General features: G+C 41.7%; 16 protein-coding genes. 4 read left to right on the top strand and 12 right to left on the bottom strand.

Annotated elements, in window-relative coordinates; genetic code table 11:
- Nucleotides 1-59: 59 nt before the first annotated feature.
- The 3 genes from NGC85_RS06600 to NGC85_RS06590 form a co-directional block, all read right to left on the bottom strand.
- Complete coding sequence (locus tag NGC85_RS06600; RefSeq protein WP_254805265.1) at nt 60-851, bottom strand: sulfite exporter TauE/SafE family protein; 792 nt, start codon at nt 849-851, stop codon at nt 60-62.
- A gap of 106 nt (nt 852-957) precedes the next feature.
- Nucleotides 958-2,613, bottom strand: a complete 1,656-nt coding sequence (locus NGC85_RS06595; protein ID WP_254805264.1) for a bifunctional protein tyrosine phosphatase family protein/NAD(P)/FAD-dependent oxidoreductase — start codon at nt 2,611-2,613, stop codon at nt 958-960.
- Between the two features lie 14 nt (nt 2,614-2,627).
- Nucleotides 2,628-3,311, bottom strand: a complete 684-nt coding sequence (locus NGC85_RS06590; protein ID WP_254805562.1) for an MBL fold metallo-hydrolase — start codon at nt 3,309-3,311, stop codon at nt 2,628-2,630.
- A gap of 193 nt (nt 3,312-3,504) precedes the next feature.
- Here NGC85_RS06590 and NGC85_RS06585 point away from each other — a divergent pair, with 193 nt between their 5' ends.
- Nucleotides 3,505-4,809 (top strand): sigma-54-dependent Fis family transcriptional regulator, encoded by a 1,305-nt coding sequence (locus NGC85_RS06585; RefSeq protein ID WP_254805263.1) that lies wholly within the window; start codon nt 3,505-3,507, stop codon nt 4,807-4,809.
- Nucleotides 4,810-4,851: 42 nt separating this feature from the next.
- Here NGC85_RS06585 and NGC85_RS06580 read toward each other — a convergent pair whose 3' ends face one another.
- Together NGC85_RS06580 and NGC85_RS06575 are read right to left on the bottom strand one after the other, a co-directional pair.
- The gene (locus NGC85_RS06580) at nt 4,852-7,317 is read right to left on the bottom strand and encodes an acyl-CoA dehydrogenase (protein ID WP_254805262.1); all 2,466 of its coding nucleotides are present in this window, start codon (nt 7,315-7,317) and stop codon (nt 4,852-4,854) included.
- A 352-nt stretch (nt 7,318-7,669) separates the two neighbouring features.
- The gene (locus NGC85_RS06575; RefSeq protein WP_254805261.1) at nt 7,670-8,701 is read right to left on the bottom strand and encodes a LysR family transcriptional regulator; all 1,032 of its coding nucleotides are present in this window, start codon (nt 8,699-8,701) and stop codon (nt 7,670-7,672) included.
- A gap of 196 nt (nt 8,702-8,897) precedes the next feature.
- Between NGC85_RS06575 and NGC85_RS06570 the strand changes: the two genes are divergently transcribed.
- Nucleotides 8,898-10,121 carry an efflux RND transporter periplasmic adaptor subunit gene (locus tag NGC85_RS06570; protein ID WP_254805260.1) on the top strand — a complete coding sequence of 408 codons (1,224 nt, stop codon included), beginning with the start codon at nt 8,898-8,900 and terminating at the stop codon, nt 10,119-10,121.
- 5 nt (nt 10,122-10,126) lie between these two features.
- On the top strand, nt 10,127-13,306 hold the full coding sequence (adeG, locus tag NGC85_RS06565; RefSeq protein ID WP_254805259.1) for a multidrug efflux RND transporter permease subunit AdeG: 3,180 nt from the start codon (nt 10,127-10,129) through the stop codon (nt 13,304-13,306).
- Between the two features lie 101 nt (nt 13,307-13,407).
- Here adeG and NGC85_RS06560 read toward each other — a convergent pair whose 3' ends face one another.
- Nucleotides 13,408-14,895: an NAD(P)/FAD-dependent oxidoreductase gene (locus NGC85_RS06560; protein ID WP_254805258.1), complete on the bottom strand. Its 1,488-nt coding sequence runs from the start codon at nt 14,893-14,895 to the stop codon at nt 13,408-13,410.
- Between the two features lie 12 nt (nt 14,896-14,907).
- Nucleotides 14,908-15,747: an SDR family oxidoreductase gene (locus tag NGC85_RS06555; protein ID WP_254805257.1), complete on the bottom strand. Its 840-nt coding sequence runs from the start codon at nt 15,745-15,747 to the stop codon at nt 14,908-14,910.
- Between the two features lie 127 nt (nt 15,748-15,874).
- Between NGC85_RS06555 and NGC85_RS06550 the strand changes: the two genes are divergently transcribed.
- Complete coding sequence (locus tag NGC85_RS06550; RefSeq protein ID WP_005058521.1) at nt 15,875-16,504, top strand: TetR/AcrR family transcriptional regulator; 630 nt, start codon at nt 15,875-15,877, stop codon at nt 16,502-16,504.
- Nucleotides 16,505-16,640: 136 nt separating this feature from the next.
- On the opposite strand, the gene NGC85_RS06545 is transcribed toward NGC85_RS06550, so the two are convergent.
- The 5 genes from NGC85_RS06545 to NGC85_RS06525 form a co-directional block, all read right to left on the bottom strand.
- Nucleotides 16,641-17,081, bottom strand: coding sequence for a YbaN family protein (locus NGC85_RS06545; RefSeq protein WP_254805256.1), 441 nt, complete (start codon nt 17,079-17,081; stop codon nt 16,641-16,643).
- 25 nt (nt 17,082-17,106) lie between these two features.
- Nucleotides 17,107-17,706, bottom strand: coding sequence for a biliverdin-producing heme oxygenase (locus NGC85_RS06540; protein ID WP_254805561.1), 600 nt, complete (start codon nt 17,704-17,706; stop codon nt 17,107-17,109).
- Between the two features lie 25 nt (nt 17,707-17,731).
- Nucleotides 17,732-18,652, bottom strand: a complete 921-nt coding sequence (locus NGC85_RS06535; protein ID WP_254805255.1) for an energy transducer TonB — start codon at nt 18,650-18,652, stop codon at nt 17,732-17,734.
- A gap of 10 nt (nt 18,653-18,662) precedes the next feature.
- Complete coding sequence (locus tag NGC85_RS06530; RefSeq protein ID WP_254805560.1) at nt 18,663-20,126, bottom strand: surface lipoprotein assembly modifier; 1,464 nt, start codon at nt 20,124-20,126, stop codon at nt 18,663-18,665.
- Between the two features lie 106 nt (nt 20,127-20,232).
- On the bottom strand, nt 20,233-21,024 hold the full coding sequence (locus tag NGC85_RS06525; RefSeq protein ID WP_254805254.1) for a Slam-dependent surface lipoprotein: 792 nt from the start codon (nt 21,022-21,024) through the stop codon (nt 20,233-20,235).
- Between the last annotated feature and the right edge of the window lie 29 nt (nt 21,025-21,053).

Below are 21,053 nucleotides of genomic sequence, written 5' to 3'. Positions count from 1 at the left end.
CATATCAAATTAGACTCCAATATATTTGCTTCATCCAATATCTCAACCCAAATATTCAATCAAAGAAGACGAATACTTGACCAGATTAAATATATAGCAACTCCAACTACAACCGTTGCAAAAAGCTTCTGTACTGTATTGAGTTCAATCAAATTGATTAATTTTCTTCCTACAATCATTCCAACAATACATGCCAGCACAAAACTAATGGTGATTAATATTGGATATTGATAACCATCAATGATATGAGCTGAAATACTTACGCCACCAATCAGAAAAATAATCATTAAAGAAGTGGCAACAATACTACGCATATCAAGATCAGTTGCTTTTTTTAAAGCAGGCACAATCACAAAACCGCCCCCAACACCTAAAAGCCCAGTCAATAAACCCGCAAAAATACCGATAAGACCCAAGACACTGGCTGTTTTTACATTCCAAATCAGCTTTCCCGTTGATTGATTAACCTTACATGGTGGATCTTCAAAATCATGAACTTTATTGAAGAAAATTCGATAGGCGACAATCAACATGACAAGACTAAATGCCAAACTTAACCAAGTCGGCGAGATAATATTAGACAAATAAACGCCATATCTAGCTGAAGGGATACTAATCACAGCAATCCATATCGCAGCTTTATAACGTACAATTTTTTTTAGTAAACCTTGTACACTCCCTACAAAAGCTGAAAGTGTAATAGCAAGTAGTCCGACTGGTGCAGCTTGTGCGACAGTCCACCCTTGGCTAGCCATAAGTGCAGGAACGGCTAAAATACCCCCTCCCGCACCTGTTAGGCCAAGCAGGCATCCGATTGCTAGACCTTCTAAGACTAATAACCACATATCCATAAAGGACCTCATGAAAGCTGCGATACACTTTTCAAGTGTGAAAAAAACCTGACTCAGCTCTAGATTTAGAGCTAAGTTAATGATTTTAATAATCTAATGAATTACATTAAAGTTTAGGTTTTACCAGCCACTCATGCCCTTTTAACATGCCATCCCAATACATCGGGGGTAGGATTTGCTCTTTTAACAGCCATGCCATACGTGAAGGTTTTTGACCATCTAAAAACCACTTTGGAAAACTCGGAAGCAATTCCCCACCGTAACCGAACTCAGCAAGTACAATCTTGCCTCGCTCAACAGTCAAAGGACATGAACCATAACCATCGTACCGCGCAAAGTGATCACTACCTTTTAAGTACTGCAATACATTCACCGCAACGATTGGTGCTTGTTTACGCGCTGCCGCAGCAGTTTTCGCATTCGGAGCATTCATGACATCTCCAAGTGCAAAAATGTAAGGATATTTACTATGCTGCAAAGTATGTTGATCGACACTCACCCAACCCGCGGCATCGACTAAATTACTCGCGCGAATAAAATCAGGAGCTTGTTGCGGTGGGACAACATGAATCATGTCAAAGTCAGTTTCAAACAGCGATGAACTTTCACCTTGATTGATCTTGAACCAAGCACGTTTGTTCGCACCATCAATTTTTATCAATTGATGATTGAAGTGCAGATTGGCGTTATAGCGTTTTATATATTCCATCAGTGCAGGCACATAGGCTTCAACACCAAATAAAACCGCGCCTGTATTAAAGAAATCTACTTGAATATCTTTCAATACCCCTTGTTTTTGCCAATGGTCAGCAGAAAGATACATTGCTTTTTGCGGTGCACCCGCGCACTTAATCGGCATAGGTGGTTGAGTGAAAATAGCCTTGCCACGTTTCAAATTACTCACCAATTGCCAAGTGTATGGCGCTAGATCATAACGATAATTCGAGGTCACACCATTTTTGCCCAGTGTTTCAACTAAACCTTCAATACCATGCCAGTTGAGTTTCAAACCTGGGCAAACAACCAATACTTCATAGTTGATAGGCTTACAGCCCTCTAACAACACTTGTTTGTTGTCTGGATCAAATGCTGCTACTGCTGCTTTTATCCAATGCACCTGTTTAGGCATCAAACTCGCCATGGTTCGAACTGTTTTTTCAGGTGCAAAAATTCCACCACCGACCATCGTCCAACCCGGTTGATAGTAATGAATTTCTGCTGGATCAATCACAGCAATATCTAGGTTTGGCTGACGAGCAAGTAGGCTTGAAGCAACCGAAATCCCAGCAGCTCCGCCACCTACGATCACCACCGAAAATTTAGGCACATTATTTAATTGTGTCGGATGTTGATTGAGGATTCTTGGCACTAAACCTTGCAAATCATAGCCCATCATTTTGGAGACAAGTAACATCTGATCTATACTTAAACCCGAAACCTGAGATAAACCCCAAAGCGTCATTGAGCGAGTACCCGAACGACAGAATGCCAAAATTGGTTTCTGAGCTGCTTGGTATAGCGATTTAAATTCTTCAGCCTGCTCATCAGTCACACGACCACTCACCACAGGTAAATACTCAACTTGAATCCCGTGAGTAGATGCTACTTCTTGTATTTCAATGATATTGGGTTGATCAGCACCCTCACCATCAGGACGATTACAAATAATTGTTTTGATACCTTTACTTGCAAGTTCAGCCACATCTTGTTGAGAAATTTGATCTGCAACATAAAATTCTTGATTCACTTGTTTTAATTGCATGCCACTCTCTCCTATTATTGACCGCAAGCTTTATTCGCAGGTAAAGCAATATCAATTTTCTTTGGATAAGGAAGATTCAAGTTTTCCATCAAAGTAATAAACTCTTGCTTACTTTTCCCCTCACCCAATCGAGAATTATAAAGTCGCTCTTGTGCTACGGTAGATGACAAACGCCCTTTATAGTCATGGCCCGGATATACAACAGTTTCATCAGTTAAAGTGAATATCTGTTGATGGATACTGTCATATAAAGTCGCTGCGTCGCCCTCTTGGAAATCAGTTCGTCCACAACCGTCAATAAGTAGTGCATCACCGGTAAATACCATACCCTCGACCACATAACTGGTACATGCATTGGTATGCCCTGGTGTATAGCGAGCCTCAATTAGAATTTCACCTAAGCGAATTGCAGTACCATCTGTAATGAAAATATCGCCACAAATAACACCTGAGTTACGGTGTAAGACGGTTCTACATGCGAAACGTTCACGTAACAGATTTGCTGCTGTGACATGATCTGCATGGACATGCGTATCAAGGCTATAAACCAACTTCAAATTATTTTGTTTAAGCATGTCCGCATAACGTTCAATTTCCGATGCTACTGGGTCAATCAATACCGCTTCACGTGTTTGCTCAGATGCAATGAGATAAGTATATGTTGAACTTTCATTTTCAAAAAATTGATGGAATATCATACGCATCGATCTCTATTTGCTTATTTATATATTCTTAAATTGCAAACAAGATGCCAACTTTATGCACAAATTATTATATTTAAATAAAACAATATATTATTAAATATAATTAATTATTTTTTAACGATAGCGTTTCAAATTAGGTGCAAATCATGTTTCAATAAACAATATATGAAACATAAAATGAAATGTAATGAATCAAATGATTGGTTTTAAAACTCAACAGGATTTAGAAAATTTCTTGGGCTATTTACAACAAGTCATAGCAGACTGTACCCTTTTTATCGTTGATCAATCGAATGTAGCTGTTATTTATGAGTTCAAATCAATAGGCTTTAATCCTTCTATTGCAGAATTAACTAAACAAAAAATACTGAACAATCTATTAGAAACTGGTAAAGTTCATCTGGAATCTACCACAGGTTCAACTGAACTTTTATGTCATCAACACAATATCAATGTTTCTGATCAACATTTCACTGGAAAATTGTTTTTAGTACAGCTCTTACAACAGACTGAAATAACACCAACAAAACAAAGATTTCAAAGCTTAGCGGAAACATTTCATAGCCAGTCACCTGAAATGCAACGCATGTTTTCAATCATTGAACGTGTTGCAATTACTGAATTTCCCGTATTAGTTCGTGGTGAATCTGGAAGTGGCAAAGAACTTGTGGCCCAAGCCATTCATGACCACAGTCAGCGAAAAAACAAAGTATTTATCGCGATCAACTGCGCTGCATTAAATGCAAACATCTTAGAAAGTGAATTGTTTGGACATGTCAAAGGTGCTTTTACGGGCGCGATTCGTGAGCATAAAGGTGTTTTCGAACGTGCTGCGGGTGGAACGCTGTTTTTAGATGAGATTGCTGAAATTCCACTGGAGTTACAAGCTAAACTTTTGCGTGTCTTAGAAACAGGTGAGTTTACGCCTTTGGGTGGTGAAAAATCGATTAAAGCCAATGTCCGAATCATCACCGCAACGCATCGCGCATTGAGAGAAGAAGCTAAGCAAGGACGTTTTCGTCAAGACCTTTTGTATCGTCTTAGAGTCATCCCCATTTTTATTCCGCCTTTACGTGATCGCAAAGAGGATATTCCTTTAATTGCCGACTATATACTGCAACAGCATCAATCTGTTTTAAAACATTTACCTCAATTATCAGATCGTGCTTTAACAGCTTTAATTGCCTATGATTGGCCGGGCAATGTCCGTGAGTTAAAAAATACCCTACTTTATGCGCTAACAATGGCAAGTGACAAACTAGAAATTGATACCTGTGACTTACCAGATGAAATTATAGAAAATCCTTTTCATATCAATGAATCCAATTCAACGATCACACATATCAAACAGCCACAATTACCTCAAAAGCTAAACAAAGAAACGCTAAAAAATGTTTTAGTTAAATATGATTATAATCTCGTTCTTGCTTCAGAAGCATTGAATATGAGTCGCACAACCTTATGGCGTTATCGTAAAAAATTTGGACTATAAAAAAGCGAGGTAATCATTACCTCGCTTTTTTAATTACCTCATCTAATTTCTTAGATGAGGGTTCTCAAGTGGTAAATCGTTTTCTAAATGCTCATCGAATACATCAGTGAGCATACTGTCATAGCGCTTAGCATTATATTTCAAAAGCTGTTGTGCTTCATCTGTAGTAATAAAACCTGTTGAAACCGCATCAGCAATATGCTCTTCAAAAGTCAGTCCTTTAAACTTATCTTTTGATTCAGCTTTTTTGAACTTATCCCAAAGTGGCTGCACACTGAGTAACATTTGGAATGTTGATTCCATGCGCCCCATGACATCAGTTTCATCAGTGGTGTAATAGACATGTTTTTTCAATTCTGCTCTGAAAGAGTTTTCTTGCAGCAGCAATTGAGCAACCTGTTGTTTAAGCTCATCCGAAGGTTTAGCAATTGGACGACCAAATGGGAAACAAATCAATTTCACCAAGCTAGAAGCTATTTTCATCGGGAAGTTTTCATAAAATCCAAAAAATGCTTCTTGTGCATTATATAACGCCTTGTTCAACGCTAATTCAGCATGCTTTTGATCAGCCTCTGTTCTTTGACCATTTTCATAGTATTTAAGAATTGCAGTCGCGATAAATAAATGAGAATGGATGTCGGCTAAACGTCCAGACAACATCTCTTTCCGTTTAAGATCACCCGCTAATATTCCTAACGCCATATCAGCTGTAAGGGCGAAATCGGCGCTCATACGATTGATGGTTGCATAATATGGTCTAGAAAAATCATCAGACTGAACCGAACCATCACTATTCCCTCCGGTGAGACCAAAAGCTAAAGCTTTAGCACCACGGTTAAAGGTATAGGCAAGATGTTTAAATAACAATGAATTAAATTGTTTTAATGCAGAAGCCTTATCTTCAGATTGCAGTAATTGCAATTCCTCAAATAGATAAGGATGACAACGCATTGAACCTTGACCAAAAATCATCAAAGAACGTGTGAGAATATTTGCGCCTTCTACGGTGATTGCAACTGGAATAGATTGATATGTCAGCGCTAGGAAGTTACGAGGTCCAAGTTGAATTGCACGTCCTCCAACCACATCCATACCATGATTAATTACCTTTCTCATGGTCTCCGTAGCATAATATTTTGCCATTGCAGTCATCACTGCTGGTGTACCACCTTGATTTAGACCACAAGTCACCATATATCGGAATGACTCAAGCATATAAGCATCGCTGGCAATATCACTGGTCGCTTCTTGCACACCTTCAAAATGCCCAACAGACACTTTAAATTGCTGCCTTACACTTGCAAATGCACCAACTAAAAGATAACTCATTTCACCGGCAGCAGTTGCTAATGCTGGTAGCGAAATACCACGACCTACTCCTAAGCATTCCATCAACATACGCCAGCCTTTACCTGCATTTTGCTGACCACCAATAATCCAGTCGATAGGAATAAAAATATCAGTTCCTTCGACAGTTCCATTCATAAATGGAGCACCTGGATTATGACGTGCGCCAATCTTAATGCCTTCATGACTAGCAGGAATCAATGCACAGGTAATGCCATATTCATTTTTGGTTTTATCGCCCAACAATCCATCAGGATCATACAGTTTAAACGCTAAACCAATCACTGTTGCAATCGGAGCAAGCGTAATCCAACGCTTTGAAAAATTCATTTTTAAACCAAGAACTTCTTGTCCTTGATAAGAACCATAACAAACCACGCCTGTATCAGGAATCGCACCTGCATCAGAGCCAGCTTCTGGGCTGGTTAAGCCAAAACAAGGGACTTCTGTACCATTAGCTAAGCCCGGTAAGTAACGTTGTTTCTGAGCACTCGTTCCGTAATGAAGTAATAATTCACCCGGCCCAAGAGAGTTTGGAACCATACAACTTACCGCAGCAGTTAAAGAGCGTGAAGCAATTTTGCTCATGATACGGCTTTGGGCAAAAGCTGAAAATTCCTTACCCCCAAATGATTTAGGAATAATGAGACCTAGAAAACCTTTATCTTTGATAAATTGCCAAACTTCAGTTGGGAGATCTTTGTCATGATGATGAATTTTCCATTCATCAAGCATAGCGCAAAGCTGCTGAACTTCGTTATCAATGAAAGATTGCTCTTCTGAGGAAAGCTTTGGATAAGGATATTGATCGAACTTCTCCCAATCAGGTGCCCCCATAAATAATTCTTTTTCCCACCAACTGGTACCCGCCTCCAAGGCTTCACGCTCAGTGGTACTCATACTAGGCATCGCTTTGGAAAGAATATTAAACGCAGGTTTACTTATTAAAGCTTCTCTTAGCGCTGGAATAAGCAATACCACACTCATTAATATGATAGGTATACCAATCAATAAACTCCATGGTGTTATTAAAACTCCACAGAGAACAGCGATTCCAATAGAAACAATACTACCGATTGTTCGATTTAGTTCGAAATAAAATACAGCCCACAACACAACAAACTGAATCAACAAGCTAAGCAATATCAATAATAGAGTCATGGTTACTCCTTTGCCTTCAACTTGAATTGAGAAAAATTAGATATTTGTAATTAACTTTATGATTTAACTTAGTATCTAATAAGTGAATAAAGAGTGAAATTTGATTGTACCGATAGTTTTTTTATTTTCTTGATAAACTACTAAAACATTACACAATGCTATAAAGAAAAAACTTAGACCGATTCGTCATTAAAAAAATTTTTTATTATTCAATAAATATCAAAAACTTATAAATATAAAAATCTTTTTAACTTTTACTAAAGATTCAAAAAACTCACAAAACCACTTTATCACTATTTATAGTTTTTCAGTTCATGGAAAATCTACCAAATGATTTAGTGGCGTATATTAACTATGTTTTAAGTACTCTCGCCTCTGCAATATTATGCTGTTCAACCAAAGTTCGAAGCGTATATTCATGATTCGTTTTCTGATCACAAACAAATGCACATTTTTGATCTAAAGGTAAAGCACTACCTCCTAATAATGGACAAGCCCCAAATAATTCAGCAACCCAATCAACAAATACTCTAACTTTGAGAGATAAATGTCGATTTTGTAAATATACTGCTGAAATCGGCATAGGAGCAGGCGTCCATTGTGGTAAAACCTCTTTTAATAAACCTGATTCTAAATGATTAGTCAGCATATATCGTGGACCTTGAATAATACCAAATCCTTGTAATGCTAAATCAATATAAGCGTCACCATCATTTACAGATACATGACCATTTACACTGACACTTTTAATTAAATCATCAACAACAAAGTCCCAGTCAAAGTTGCGTCCTGTACGACTAGAAAAGAAATGAATCGCTTGATGATTCTTTTGTAAATCTTCAATGCTGTTTGGCTCACCATTTTTTTCTAAATAACATGGTGATGCTGCTGTCGCACATTGGAACGTGCCAATACGGCGTGCAATTAAGCTGGAATCCTGTAATTCCCCAACACGTATAGCACAATCAACAGCATCACCGACCAAATCTACTGGGCGATCATTCAACCCTATTACCAAATCAATATCGGGATAACGTGCATGAAATTCACGCAGTCTTGGAATCAGAACTAAACGTCCAATTGAGACAGGAACATCAATACGCAAACGTCCTCGAGGACCACGTTCTTCATTGTGAAATGAAGATTCAATATCCTCAACGTCGGCTAAAATTCTTACTGTACGATCATAATAAACCGCACCATCAGGTGTAAGGCTCAGTTTACGTGTAGTTCGATTGAGTAAACGAACTTGAAGATGTTTTTCTAAAGCTTGAATCGTGGTCGTGACCGATGCACGTGGTAGTCCAAGGCTATCTGCAGCCAAACTAAAGCTGTTGGTTTCAACCACTTTATTAAAGACTTTCATTGCATGAAATAGATCCACTCAACCACTCCTAATCAATGCATAAAGGAACTTTACACATCAATTATTATAAAAATACGAATAGTGTTATCAAATTTAATGTATTTATTCGTAATTGACAAACTTTTATGCTCCTTTCATTCCATAAACCTGTTTCTCCCACACAGACCACAACAAAAAGTCTGAAAACAGGGATTCAAATAGTCAGGAGCATTCCATGTCAATTTCTCGCAAACAGCTGACGCTGTCTGCCGTCATCGTTGCTATTTTTGCAACGGGCGGCAGTTTTATTCTCTTCCAAGAAAATGCAGATGCCAAAGCCACCTCAACAGCAAACGCACCGCCAGCTGCAACCGTGGATGTTGCAAATGTCATCAGCCAAACCATTACCGACTGGCAAGAATATTCCGGACGTCTGGAAGCCATTGATCAAGTCGATGTTCGACCCCAAGTTTCAGGAAAACTGATTGCCGTTCACTTCAAAGATGGTAGCTTGGTCAACAAAGGGGATTTATTATTCACCATTGACTCGCGTCCTTTTGAAGCAGAGCTGAATCGTGCCAAAGCGCAGCTGGCTTCTGCGGAAGCACAAGTCACTTACTCTTCAGCAAATTTGGGTCGTAACCAGCGCTTAATCCAAAGTAATGCGATTGCCCTTCAAGAGCTTGATCAAGCGGAAAATGAAGCACGTTCAGCCAATGCCAACTTGCAAGCCGCCAAAGCCGCAGTCGAAACTGCCCGTCTAAATCTGGAATATACCCGTATTACTGCCCCTGTCAGTGGGCGTATTTCCCGTGCAGAAGTCACGGTTGGTAATGTGGTCTCCGCAGGCAATGGTGCACAGGTGCTGACCAGTTTGGTATCCGTTTCTCGCCTTTACGCATCTTTTGATGTAGATGAACAAACCTATCTGAAATATATCAGCAATCAACGCAATTCAGCCCAAGTTCCTGTCTATTTAGGTCTTGCCAATGAATCTGGTTTTAGCCGTGAAGGTTTTATCAGTTCGATCGATAATAATTTAAATACCACCTCAGGCACCATTCGTGTCCGCGCCACCTTTGATAATCCCAAAGGCATGATGCTACCAGGACTGTATGCCCGTATTCGTTTGGGCGGCGGGCAACCTCGCGCAGCCATTCTGATTAGCCCAACGGCGATTGGTGTTGATCAGGACAAACGCTTTGTAGTCGTTGTCGATGCGAAAAATCAAACCGCTTATCGCGAAGTTAAATTGGGTGCCCAGCAAGATGGCTTGCAAATCATCAATAGTGGTCTGCAAGTGGATGATCGCATTGTCGTGAATGGTTTACAACGCATCCGACCGGGTGATTCTGTCAAACCTCACCTCATTGCTATGCCAAATCCTCAAATCATCACAGATAACACAGTACAACAACCTCAGCCTACAGAAAAAACCCCAACTTCGGCAAAAGGTTAATCCGCATGAATGTTTCTAAATTTTTTATTGATCGACCGATCTTTGCTGGGGTGCTGTCCGTCCTGATTCTACTGGCGGGCTTACTCTCCCTTTTCCAACTGCCTATTTCTGAATATCCAGAAGTGGTGCCACCGTCTGTCGTGGTACGTGCCCAATATCCGGGTGCCAACCCCAAAGTGATCGCTGAAACCGTTGCATCTCCGTTGGAAGAATCCATTAACGGCGTAGAGAACATGCTGTATATGCAGTCTCAGGCCAATAGCGATGGTAACCTCACTATCACCGTCAATTTCAAGCTTGGGATTGATCCAGATAAAGCACAACAACTGGTACAGAATCGAGTTTCTCAGGCTTTACCCCGTTTGCCTGAAGATGTGCAACGTCTCGGCGTGACTACGCTAAAAAGTTCACCAACTTTGACCATGGTGGTGCATCTCACCTCACCAGACAATCGCTATGACATGACCTACTTGCGTAACTATGCTGTACTCAATGTCAAAGACCGTCTGGCACGCTTACAAGGTGTGGGTGAAGTCGGCCTGTTTGGTTCGGGTGATTACGCCATGCGCGTATGGTTGGACCCACAAAAAGTGGCGCAACGTAACCTCACGGCCACTGAAATCGTAAATGCAATTCGTGAACAGAATATTCAAGTCGCTGCAGGAACCATTGGTGCTGCGCCAAACAATTCACCTTTACAGCTCTCGGTGAATGCACAAGGTCGTTTAAGTACCGAACAGGAATTTGCCGATATTGTTTTAAAAACAGCTGCGGATGGTGCAGTGACTCGACTCGGTGATGTCGCGCGTGTTGAACTTGCCGCTTCGCAATATGGTTTACGTTCATTGCTGGACAATAAACAGGCGGTGGCGATTCCAATTTTCCAAGCACCGGGTGCCAATGCCTTACAGGTCTCTGACCAAGTGCGTAGCACCATGGCGGAACTGTCCAAAGATTTTCCATCTTCAATTAAATACGACATCGTTTACGACCCCACCCAATTTGTACGCTCAAGTATCAAAGCGGTGATTCACACTTTGCTTGAAGCGATTGCACTGGTGGTTGTCGTGGTGATCCTGTTCTTACAAACATGGCGCGCCTCAATTATTCCGTTACTGGCAGTACCTGTTTCAATCATTGGTACCTTCGCCTTGATGCTGGCCTTTGGTTATTCCATCAATGCCCTGTCACTGTTCGGGATGGTACTCGCCATCGGGATTGTGGTGGATGATGCCATCGTGGTGGTGGAAAATGTCGAGCGGAATATTGAAGCAGGCCTCAGTCCAAGGGATGCCACCTATCGTGCCATGCGTGAAGTCAGTGGGCCGATCATTGCCATCGCGCTAACATTGGTTGCCGTGTTTGTCCCCCTCGCCTTTATGACTGGATTAACAGGGCAATTCTATAAGCAATTCGCCATGACCATTGCCATCTCTACCGTAATTTCGGCATTTAACTCACTCACTCTATCTCCTGCTTTGGCCGCCATGTTGCTCAAAGGACATGATGCTAAACCTGACTTTTTGACCCGTGTGATGAACCGTGTCTTCGGACGCTTCTTCGCACTGTTTAACCGTGTGTTCTCACGTGCCTCGCATCAATATGGTCGAGGGGTGAATCGAGTCATTTCCCATAAAGCTTCAGCCATGGGCGTATATGCAGCCCTGCTTGGCCTGACCATTGGTATTTCTTATATTGTTCCGGGTGGCTTTGTGCCTGCACAAGATAAGCAATACCTGATCAGCTTTGCGCAATTACCGAATGGTGCCTCACTTGATCGAACCGAAACCGTGATTCGTAAAATGAGTGATGCTGCACTGAAACAACCCGGTGTCGAAAGTGCGGTGGCCTTCCCTGGTTTATCTATTAATGGCTTTACCAACAGTTCCAGCGCAGGGATTGTGTTTGTCACCTTAAAACCATTTGCAGAACGTAAAGCAGCCGATCTTTCTGCCAATGCCATTGCTGGTGCCTTAAATCAGAAATATTCAGCGATTCAAGATGCTTATATTGCGGTATTCCCACCACCACCCGTGATGGGTCTGGGCACCATGGGTGGCTTTAAACTCCAGCTTGAAGATCGTGGTGCTTTAGGCTATGCCGAGTTGAATAACGCAGCACAATCCTTTATGAAAGCAGCACAATCTGCACCTGAGTTGGGCCCGATGTTCTCTAGCTATCAAATCAATGTGCCACAACTGAATGTTGATCTGGATCGGGTCAAAGCCAAACAACAAGGCGTTGCAGTCACCGATGTATTTAGCACCATGCAGATTTATCTCGGTTCACAATATGTGAATGACTTCAACCGCTTTGGTCGCGTCTATCAGGTACGTGCTCAAGCCGATGCACCGTTCCGTGCCAATCCTGAAGATATTTTACAGCTTAAAACCCGTAACAATGTTGGGCAAATGGTGCCGCTGTCTTCATTAGTCAACGTCACTCAAACCTATGGTCCCGAAATGGTGGTGCGTTACAACGGCTACACCGCAGCGGATATTAATGGTGGTCCTGCACCGGGTTATTCGTCGAGCCAAGCCGAAGCTGCGGTTGAACGAATTGCCGCTGAAACCTTGCCACGTGGGGTGAAATTTGAATGGACCGATCTGACCTATCAAAAGATCTTGGCAGGTAATGCAGGATTATGGGTCTTCCCAATCAGTGTGCTGTTGGTATTCTTGGTCTTGGCTGCACAATATGAAAGCCTCACTTTACCATTGGCTGTGATTCTGATTGTACCGATGGGTATCTTGGCTGCACTGACAGGCGTTTGGCTCACAGGTGGAGATAACAACATCTTTACCCAAATCGGCTTGATGGTACTGGTCGGGCTGGCCTGTAAGAATGCCATCTTGATCGTGGAATTTGCCAGAGAACTGGAAATGCAAGGCGCGACCGCATTCAATGCTGCAGTTGAAGCCAGTCGATTACGTCTGCGTCCGATCCTGATGACTTCAATCGCCTTCATTATGGGTGTAGTTCCACTGGTCACATCAACAGGTGCTGGTGCTGAAATGCGTCATGCCATGGGCGTTGCGGTGTTCTTTGGTATGATTGGGGTAACCTTCTTTGGTTTGTTCCTGACTCCTGCCTTCTATGTGTTGATTCGTACCCTGAATAGCAAACATAAACTGCATTCGGCAGCTGTGCATGAAGCACCACTGCACAGTTCACACGATCATTAATAAAAAGAGAGCGTGTTATGTTTCCCTCACCGAGTAGCTCACGAGGAATAGGCTGCTCGGTGAGGCTTGACTATATTAGAGATACAATACCGAATCAGAATTTAACTGGCTTTTTTCTTGGTTTCGGCCTCAGCAAAGCCAAGTAAGTAATCGTTCAGATCACAATATACTAAGCGAGATCGCATTTCAAAAGTCGTCCACGGCCATAAAGTACTATTACGTCCATTCCGGTCGATAAAGTAGCTGCTGCACCCACCGGTATTCCAGACCGTATTTTTTAATGCCGCTTGGATTTCATCATTGTATTGTTCCAATACCTCAGCACGAATTTCAACGGTTTCAATCTGCTGCGCCTGTACTTTTTTCAGCATGTCCAAGATATACGTCAATTGTGCTTCAATGATAATCAGTGCCGATGAACTGACCGCAATATTAGGGCCAAACATGACAAAGGCATTTGGGCAGCCTTCGACCACTGTACCCAAATAACCCTTGGCACTGCCTTGCCATACTTCGTCCATGCTTTTGCCATGTTTATTACGGATTTGTTTGGCAATCGGTGGATTGCTGACTTCAAAGCCTGTGCCAAAAATAATCGCATCAACCTCATGTTGCGATCCATCACTGGCAATCAAAGTATTGCCACGCACTTCTTCTACCCCACAGCGCAATACCTCTACATTCGGCTTTGCCAATGCTGGATACCATTGATTAGACTGTAATACCCGTTTGCAACCGATGGTAAAGTCAGGCAATAGTTTTTCTCGTAGCTCAGGATCTTTCACCCCTAAACGAATATTCAATTTGGCTAGGCGTTCAATCTGGCTGACCAGTTTTGGATGGTGCATACTGGAATTTAACGATTCAAATACGCCATAAACGCTATAACGCGTTAAACGCTGAGTGACTGGAAGCACTTTAAACAGTGCCTGAGCAAGTTTTGGTAGGCTTTGATCCATTTTTGGCAATACCCATTGTGGGGTACGCTGTAACAAAGTGAGTTTCTCAACTTGGGCTTGAATCTCAGGTACAAATTGAATTGCAGATGCACCTGCACCAACAACGGCAACCTTTTTACCATTTAAGTCAAAATCATGATTCCATTCTGCCGAGTGGAACTGAGCCCCTTTAAATGTCTCTAAACCTTTAATTTTAGGCAATACAGGTTGATGCATTGGCCCACCCGCCATAATCGCAAAACGGGCATGGATAAGGCCTTGATTGGTTTTCACCACCCAATGTTTAGCCTGATCATCCCAAGCACTTTCCAGCATTTCATAGCCAAAGCGCACATACTTTTTCACATCGAATTGCTGCGCAACATTTTGTATATAGGTCTTAATTTCTTGCTGCTGCGCAAACACCCGACTCCATTGTGGATTTGGTGCAAAAGAATAAGAATATAAAGCTGACGGTACATCACAAGCACACCCCGGATAAGTGTTGGCACGCCAGACACCGCCAATTTCATTGGCTTTTTCCAAAACCACAAAATCCGTGAAACCCGCTTGCTGTAATTTAATGGCTGCACCAATCCCTGCAAAGCCAGCCCCGATAATCACCACATGAAATTTTTCGATCTTCGCCATGAGTTGTAATCCTTATTTTGTCTGTGCGAATTGGCTTAAACGTTGGCTATATGCTTTGCGATCATTCTGATCCAAGCCTTTTAAAATACGGTCATCTCCGATCAGTTTTCGGAATCCAGTATTTAACCAATGCGGCACCAACCCATAGGCTTTCGAGGTATGCGTTAAATAATTCGGTACCGCAATTTCGGCAAGATTATGTTCGATGGCTTGAATAATCGCATTCGCCACATCTTGTGGTTCTACCGTCGGAATCGGCAAACTGTCCCCCGTTCCAGAAGACAACTCAGTCAAGACTTTGGACGGTAACACTGCCGATATGCCAATCGGTGTGTTTCTAAGCTCCTGCTGCATCGATGCAGTTAAACCCACCACAGCAAATTTGGTCGCACAATAAATACTGGCACCGGGAATCGGATATTTACCTGCTAGAGAAGCGACATTAACGATATGTCCCGTTTGTCGCTCCTGCATTTTAGGCAATACCGCTTTCATGCCATGAATCACCCCACGTAAGTTGATATCAATTTGCGCATCGCTGATGGCTTGGCTTTCCTCGACCATCGCTCCCATTGGCATAATCCCAGCGTTATTTATCAAGATATCGATGGGACCCAATTGCTTTTCAATCTGCACAATGAGGTCATGAAATGAGTTCTGTGGACGTACATCCAAATAGCCGCCAAAGCCTTGCACTTTAGTAGCAGCTTGCTGAGCCAACTCTAGATCAATATCGCCAATCGCCACTTTGGCACCAAGTTTTCTAAAGGCAACGGCTGTGGCTAAACCAATCCCTCGCCCACCACCTGTGATCAACACCACTTTATTTAAAAAACTGTATTTTTTTCCCATGCTCAGCTCCTTTAATTAGTCAAAAAATCACCAATACGGAACATAATGTCATTTACGGAATTATGTGTCAATTTTAATTGATTTTGTTTTATCGTATTTCCAATAAAGTTCTGATAAAATTTTTAGCATGAATGATCAAACAACTCTCTCGCGTGCTGAACGCCAACGTATTCAACTACAAGCAGAAATTATTGAAGCTGCTTTTTTGGAATTTTCTGAACGCGGTTATCATCAAACTGCAATCTCTGACATTGCCAAAAGACTCGGTATTGGTCACGGTACTTTCTATCGTCATTTTGAAAATAAAAGAGACATTCTCGATAAAGTCATTGTCGATACCATGTTCAAAATAACGGCTTTATTGGCAGATGAAAATGCGCCGAATGCCGTATCAACTTTAGATGACTATATTGCCCAATGTGAACGAATTTCATTTAAATTTCAGGAATTTGCACGTGAAAATCCACGGACACTTCGTCTCATCTTATTAGAAGCAACCTCAATTGATAAAGAGATGACAGCGCAAGTAAGTAAGCTTTTGCAGGTGGGTGGATTGTTCACGGCGAATTATCTTCAAAACGGAATTGATCGTGGCTATTTAAATAAAAATTTAAATACCGAGATGACTGGACATGCCGTTGTTGGAATCATTATCGCTGGGGCTTTACAATTTTTGTTGGCAAATCAAGAAGCAAAATTTCTAGAACAATATAGCAAAGCTGCAATTCAGCTTATGATATTTGGTGTGTCTAACTAAATACTCTTTGAAGTGATAGCAATACAAGACATATTAAGACAGTATCGATAACAACCTAGATTGATCCTATGTTGCCTTATGTTCTAAATACTCTAATAAATTCGCATTGCACTTGATTAGATAGTGTCTAGTATTGTTAAGCTTTAAGCCACATCCATCCTAAAACAACCACCATACATGCCACAAGAGGATAAACGACCCAAGGATGTGGAATAGTCCAGATCATAATCCCGGCAGCTAGACTCATACTGAACGTCGACATGAATTTTGCTTTTTGGGGAATACGTCTATTTTCTTGCCATTCTTTGATGATTGGGCCGATGAAACTATGATTTAGAAACCATTGATGCAGCTTTTCTGAGCCTCTAGCTGCAAAAAAAACAGCCAATAAAATAAAATCAACGGTCGGTAAACCCGGAATAAAAACTCCAAGAATACCGAGTCCAATGCACAACCAAGCGAGGCAGATAAATAATAATCGCCACCAAACTGAGCGTGCTAATTTGCTTGCTGGCTGTGGCGGTTGTGACAAAATATCTGTTTTCACATCATTATTCATGCGATCAATATTCTCCATCCCTAGCAATGCTCAATCCAATTGTTTATTTCAACTCATCTAACTGGATTAATGCATTTCCAAAATAGCCAAAAGCATCTAAAGCACCTTGCACCACGCGATCCTGTAACACAGGATCAAAGTCAGCATCATCAAGTGCTTGGACAAAGCGTTTCCAAACCTTAGCGCGTCCCTCTGGATACGCCGCGAGATTACGCGCCGCGAATGTTTCAGAGAAACCTAAACTTTTTTGGGCTTCTTTAAATAAAAAAGCTGCGCCTAAGGTTGACCCTTCTGAGACATAAATCCAGCCGAGAGCTTCTGGTAATTTAACCGCTGCACTCTGCAACGGCTGCCCTGCGGGTTGAATACCTAAATCTTGTAAATCTTCAAAAGCTTGCTGAGAGCGACCACGAATACCGAGATCTGGAATTAATCCAGCCACACCTTCTTGTTCAAAAAGATGCTCAATTTCTTGCTGAAAATAATATTGAGACAAAGTGAATTGCGCATATTTTTCTTTGCTTGCAAAGACATCTGCCTGAGCCATTAAGCGATGCATTCGTTCATGCTCTGCTGCCGTTTCTTGCTTGAGACGTTGAGCAAGGCTATTGGCGACCATTTGTTCTGTTGCTGCGTTCATTATCATTCTCCTGAAAAAAGAATATTGCTCATCGGCTGTCCCGACTGAGTTTAAGTTGCACTGGGAAATCAACGACAATCGCCACTGCTCGGCCATTGACTTTGTAGGGTTTGAATTTGGACTGTCGGGCTGCGTTTAGAACGCGTTCATCTAAACTGGCAATACCTGAACTTTGTTTTAATTGAATATCGATAGGCTGCCCGTTTTCATTGATGCGTAAACGTAACTCCACCATACGAGTTTGCTGCCTAAGCTCCCGATCATCGTAGCTAAACTTTCCAAAACTGAGCACATCGACACTACTGACTTGTACAAGTTCATCATGCTGAACTTGGCTTTCAGGTGCTCGACTTAGCTCTTGTTGCGCTGCGGGTGTTTTTACACCACCCGGGCGTGATTGATTTTCTTCAGATTGCGCTTTATGCATTTGCTGATTTTCGTTCACCGCAGTAGATTGTTGATCCGTCTGTGTCTGTTGTTTAAACGCTTTGCTTTCTACGGACTGAACTGCAATAGTTTGTGCTGATTGAGATGCGACGGCGTGATCTTTTTTATTCGGCTGTTTGTTTTGCACCGTATTTGTTGCATTTTGACTGGTGAATATCTTTTGCTCGATGGTCTCAGCACTTTGTTGCGTAGCACGAGGTGCAGATTGTTTTTTTAAGTGTTGTTGTTTGGGTGGCTGAGCAATCGCACTTTGAGCCGTTGTATGAGGAGATAGATTTTCTGATGGTGCTAAGGACACAAAACGTACCTTGAGTGCATTTACTTTCGGTGAAGTAGCCAAAGTGTAAGGTTCAATAAAATGACTCAGAAACCATAATCCTATTAGATGCAGTGCAATGACCAGCAATACAATGATCGACTTATGATAGGAATGTGCCAAAACCAAAACAGATGGTGGTTTTGAGGTCAACTCATAAGCTGGATACTGGAGCTTTGATTTCATCGCCATCCCCTTAAAAACGATGCTCAAGCTTCAAGCTGACATTGTGTTTATCGTAGGAATATAACCAATCCACATTGCTACTGTTGTGGTTATAACGATAGGCCAGATTTGGCGTCACACCGTAAAATTTAAATCGGGGCATCTGCACAACAAAGGTATAGTTTTGTTCAAAATCATGACGGCGGGTCGCAAATGTCTCGACATATCGATCAAATTGCCGCCAGCGATATGAACTGAATAAGGTGGTATTCAAGCCAATATTCCAAGACTTGCTGAGTCCTAAACGGATGCCTTGCTGCTGATAAGCCGCCATGTATTTTTCTTGAGTGTCATGATCAAGCACATCTAGTCCACTAAATAATGTCCATTGCTTAGGTAAAATCTTCCAAAACGTGAACATCGCTGAGCTTTCTTTACCATCTAATGTTTTATATTTTTGATAATCCAGATCTTTGATTTCAGCTTCGAGCTTGAATGCTTTGTCTGCGGCAATAAATCGCATCCATTCAGCACGTGCACCCCATGCATTGTATAAACCGTCATTTGCATAACGTTTATGTTCAAACAATGGTGCAATGCTGATCTGATTTTTTAAATCGAAAAAGCTATAGCCTGCATTAATATTTAGAGTGGATTCGTTATAGTCGGCATGATCATCATAAGACTGTCCATAAGCTAACCCACGTAAGGAAATCCCATGATTGCCGTAGAGAGAAAAGCGTTTGATTAAACTGGCTTCATAATCTACGCCTTTTGCAGAAATTGCTTTCGGACTCCCTCTGGTCATATGAGCTGGAATAATGTTTCCATCTTGATCCATCCCATACAGTGTCCAAGTTTTACTTTGCTCAGAAGAACTATTCAGATTTGTGGCATAGGATGGACCAATCGCGACACTGCCTTGCCATGAATCCCGCTGATTGAGCGCTTTGACGAACAGATTAACCGTTTGTTCTACTTCTGGTGGTATCACCGCACGATCACTCTGTCCCAATTTGTTTTGAATTGATGTAAAAAGGCGTGCTGCTTCTTTGTTCTTCTGCTGTTCAAACAGCACGCGCGCTAACTCTAGTTCACAAATCAGATTATTCGGTTGTTTATTGAGACTGCTTTGAAATTTTTGCTCGGCTAATTTGAGCTGCCCTTGGGCACGTGCCAATGCCCCTTCAGCAAAATTAGTTAAAGCCTGATCATAGCCTTCATATTGCTGATAATGCTTTAAATAAACCGCAGCATTGCCCCATTGTTTTTGCATGACAGCTAAATATAGGGCTTTTGCCAAATCATCCTGATTTTTCTCTACCGCAAAAATTTGGCCATTGATAAGAATACTGGGTAGTTTCTCGATATCACGAATTGTGCCTTGTTGTTGTAGTTGGTGCTGTTGTTGTAATAAATTTTGATCCAAGCTTTGATTCAGGCGAAGTTGAGTATCATCTTCTGCATAGAGTGATGAAGCAGCCAATAAAGTCAGACAGCACAGCAATGTTCTTTTCATAAAAACCGCAAAACAAAAAATAAAATCATTAAGTCTTAAGCAAGAAAAAGGAATCTACAGTTGTAGATTCCTTTCGCTATAATTAGTTCTTCGCACCGCCAAATGCAGTGTTATAAGAAACATTGTCAAATTTCGCGATACCCGCTAAAGCAGCAGCATTTGCACCAAAGAAATGTCCTTGAACAATACCTGAGTCATTTAAGCCAGCTGTACCATTTGCAACTGCAAATCCGCTGAACGCAGCAGAACCTGGATTAAACGTCACACCGTCAAGTGTTACGTTTGAAACGGTTGTACCTGTTCCAGCTAATGAACCTTCCAAAGTCCCCGCACCAAAGTTTGCAGTAAAATTACCACTTAACAGATTGGCTGCTGAGCCGTTAATCCCTGCAACGGTATAGGTCGCAATCCCTGCAGTGGGTACTGTGGTATTGGTATTGTCACCCGCGTAATAAACCGTATGACTTGCGCTTGCAGGTGTATCACCCGCTTTCCACCATTCACCGAAATAAACTTCCTGTGTGCCGACTTGACCAAAATTAAAATTACCTAAAGCACTGTGTGAAGGCGGCATAGCCGATACTGGAATGTGCGAGATATTAAATGTCTTGGTACCTACAGTGACATTCGTATTACTTGTGCCTTGCGCAGAGAATGCTTGCGCTAAACCTTTGAGTGAACTAAAGCCAGTAAAAGCGTTATATGGTGCACCTGCCGCCTGCACAGAAACTGCAGCCGCACCACCCGGATGACTAGCACTTGCTGCCGCACCGACTTTGATATTTGCTTCGTTACTCGAAGCACCTTCAATACCTGCATGAGCAAATACAGCAGAACATGCAACAAGACCGATGAACAGTTGAGAGATTTTCATTTATTGTTACTCCATTTTTCTAAAGCTAA

This window comes from Acinetobacter sp. Z1, assembly GCF_024296945.1.
In the GTDB taxonomy this organism is placed as follows: Bacteria; Pseudomonadota; Gammaproteobacteria; order Pseudomonadales; family Moraxellaceae; genus Acinetobacter; species Acinetobacter beijerinckii.
The sequence above is the reverse complement of the archived record's forward strand: the minus strand, read 5'-3'. Positions and strand labels throughout refer to the sequence as shown.

Excerpts from the sequence above, each read along its gene's own strand:
- NGC85_RS06600 (WP_254805265.1), bottom strand. The coding sequence starts at position 851 with ATGGATATGTGGTTATTAGTCTTAGAAGGTCTAGCAATCGGATGCCTG.
- NGC85_RS06595 (WP_254805264.1), bottom strand. The coding sequence starts at position 2,613 with ATGCAATTAAAACAAGTGAATCAAGAATTTTATGTTGCAGATCAAATT.
- NGC85_RS06590 (WP_254805562.1), bottom strand. The coding sequence starts at position 3,311 with ATGATATTCCATCAATTTTTTGAAAATGAAAGTTCAACATATACTTAT.
- NGC85_RS06585 (WP_254805263.1), top strand. The coding sequence starts at position 3,505 with ATGAATCAAATGATTGGTTTTAAAACTCAACAGGATTTAGAAAATTTC.
- NGC85_RS06580 (WP_254805262.1), bottom strand. The coding sequence starts at position 7,317 with ATGACTCTATTATTGATATTGCTTAGCTTGTTGATTCAGTTTGTTGTG.
- NGC85_RS06570 (WP_254805260.1), top strand. The coding sequence starts at position 8,898 with ATGTCAATTTCTCGCAAACAGCTGACGCTGTCTGCCGTCATCGTTGCT.
- adeG (WP_254805259.1), top strand. The coding sequence starts at position 10,127 with ATGAATGTTTCTAAATTTTTTATTGATCGACCGATCTTTGCTGGGGTG.
- NGC85_RS06560 (WP_254805258.1), bottom strand. The coding sequence starts at position 14,895 with ATGGCGAAGATCGAAAAATTTCATGTGGTGATTATCGGGGCTGGCTTT.
- NGC85_RS06555 (WP_254805257.1), bottom strand. The coding sequence starts at position 15,747 with ATGGGAAAAAAATACAGTTTTTTAAATAAAGTGGTGTTGATCACAGGT.
- NGC85_RS06550 (WP_005058521.1), top strand. The coding sequence starts at position 15,875 with ATGAATGATCAAACAACTCTCTCGCGTGCTGAACGCCAACGTATTCAA.
- NGC85_RS06545 (WP_254805256.1), bottom strand. The coding sequence starts at position 17,081 with ATGGAGAATATTGATCGCATGAATAATGATGTGAAAACAGATATTTTG.
- NGC85_RS06535 (WP_254805255.1), bottom strand. The coding sequence starts at position 18,652 with ATGAAATCAAAGCTCCAGTATCCAGCTTATGAGTTGACCTCAAAACCA.
- NGC85_RS06525 (WP_254805254.1), bottom strand. The coding sequence starts at position 21,024 with ATGAAAATCTCTCAACTGTTCATCGGTCTTGTTGCATGTTCTGCTGTA.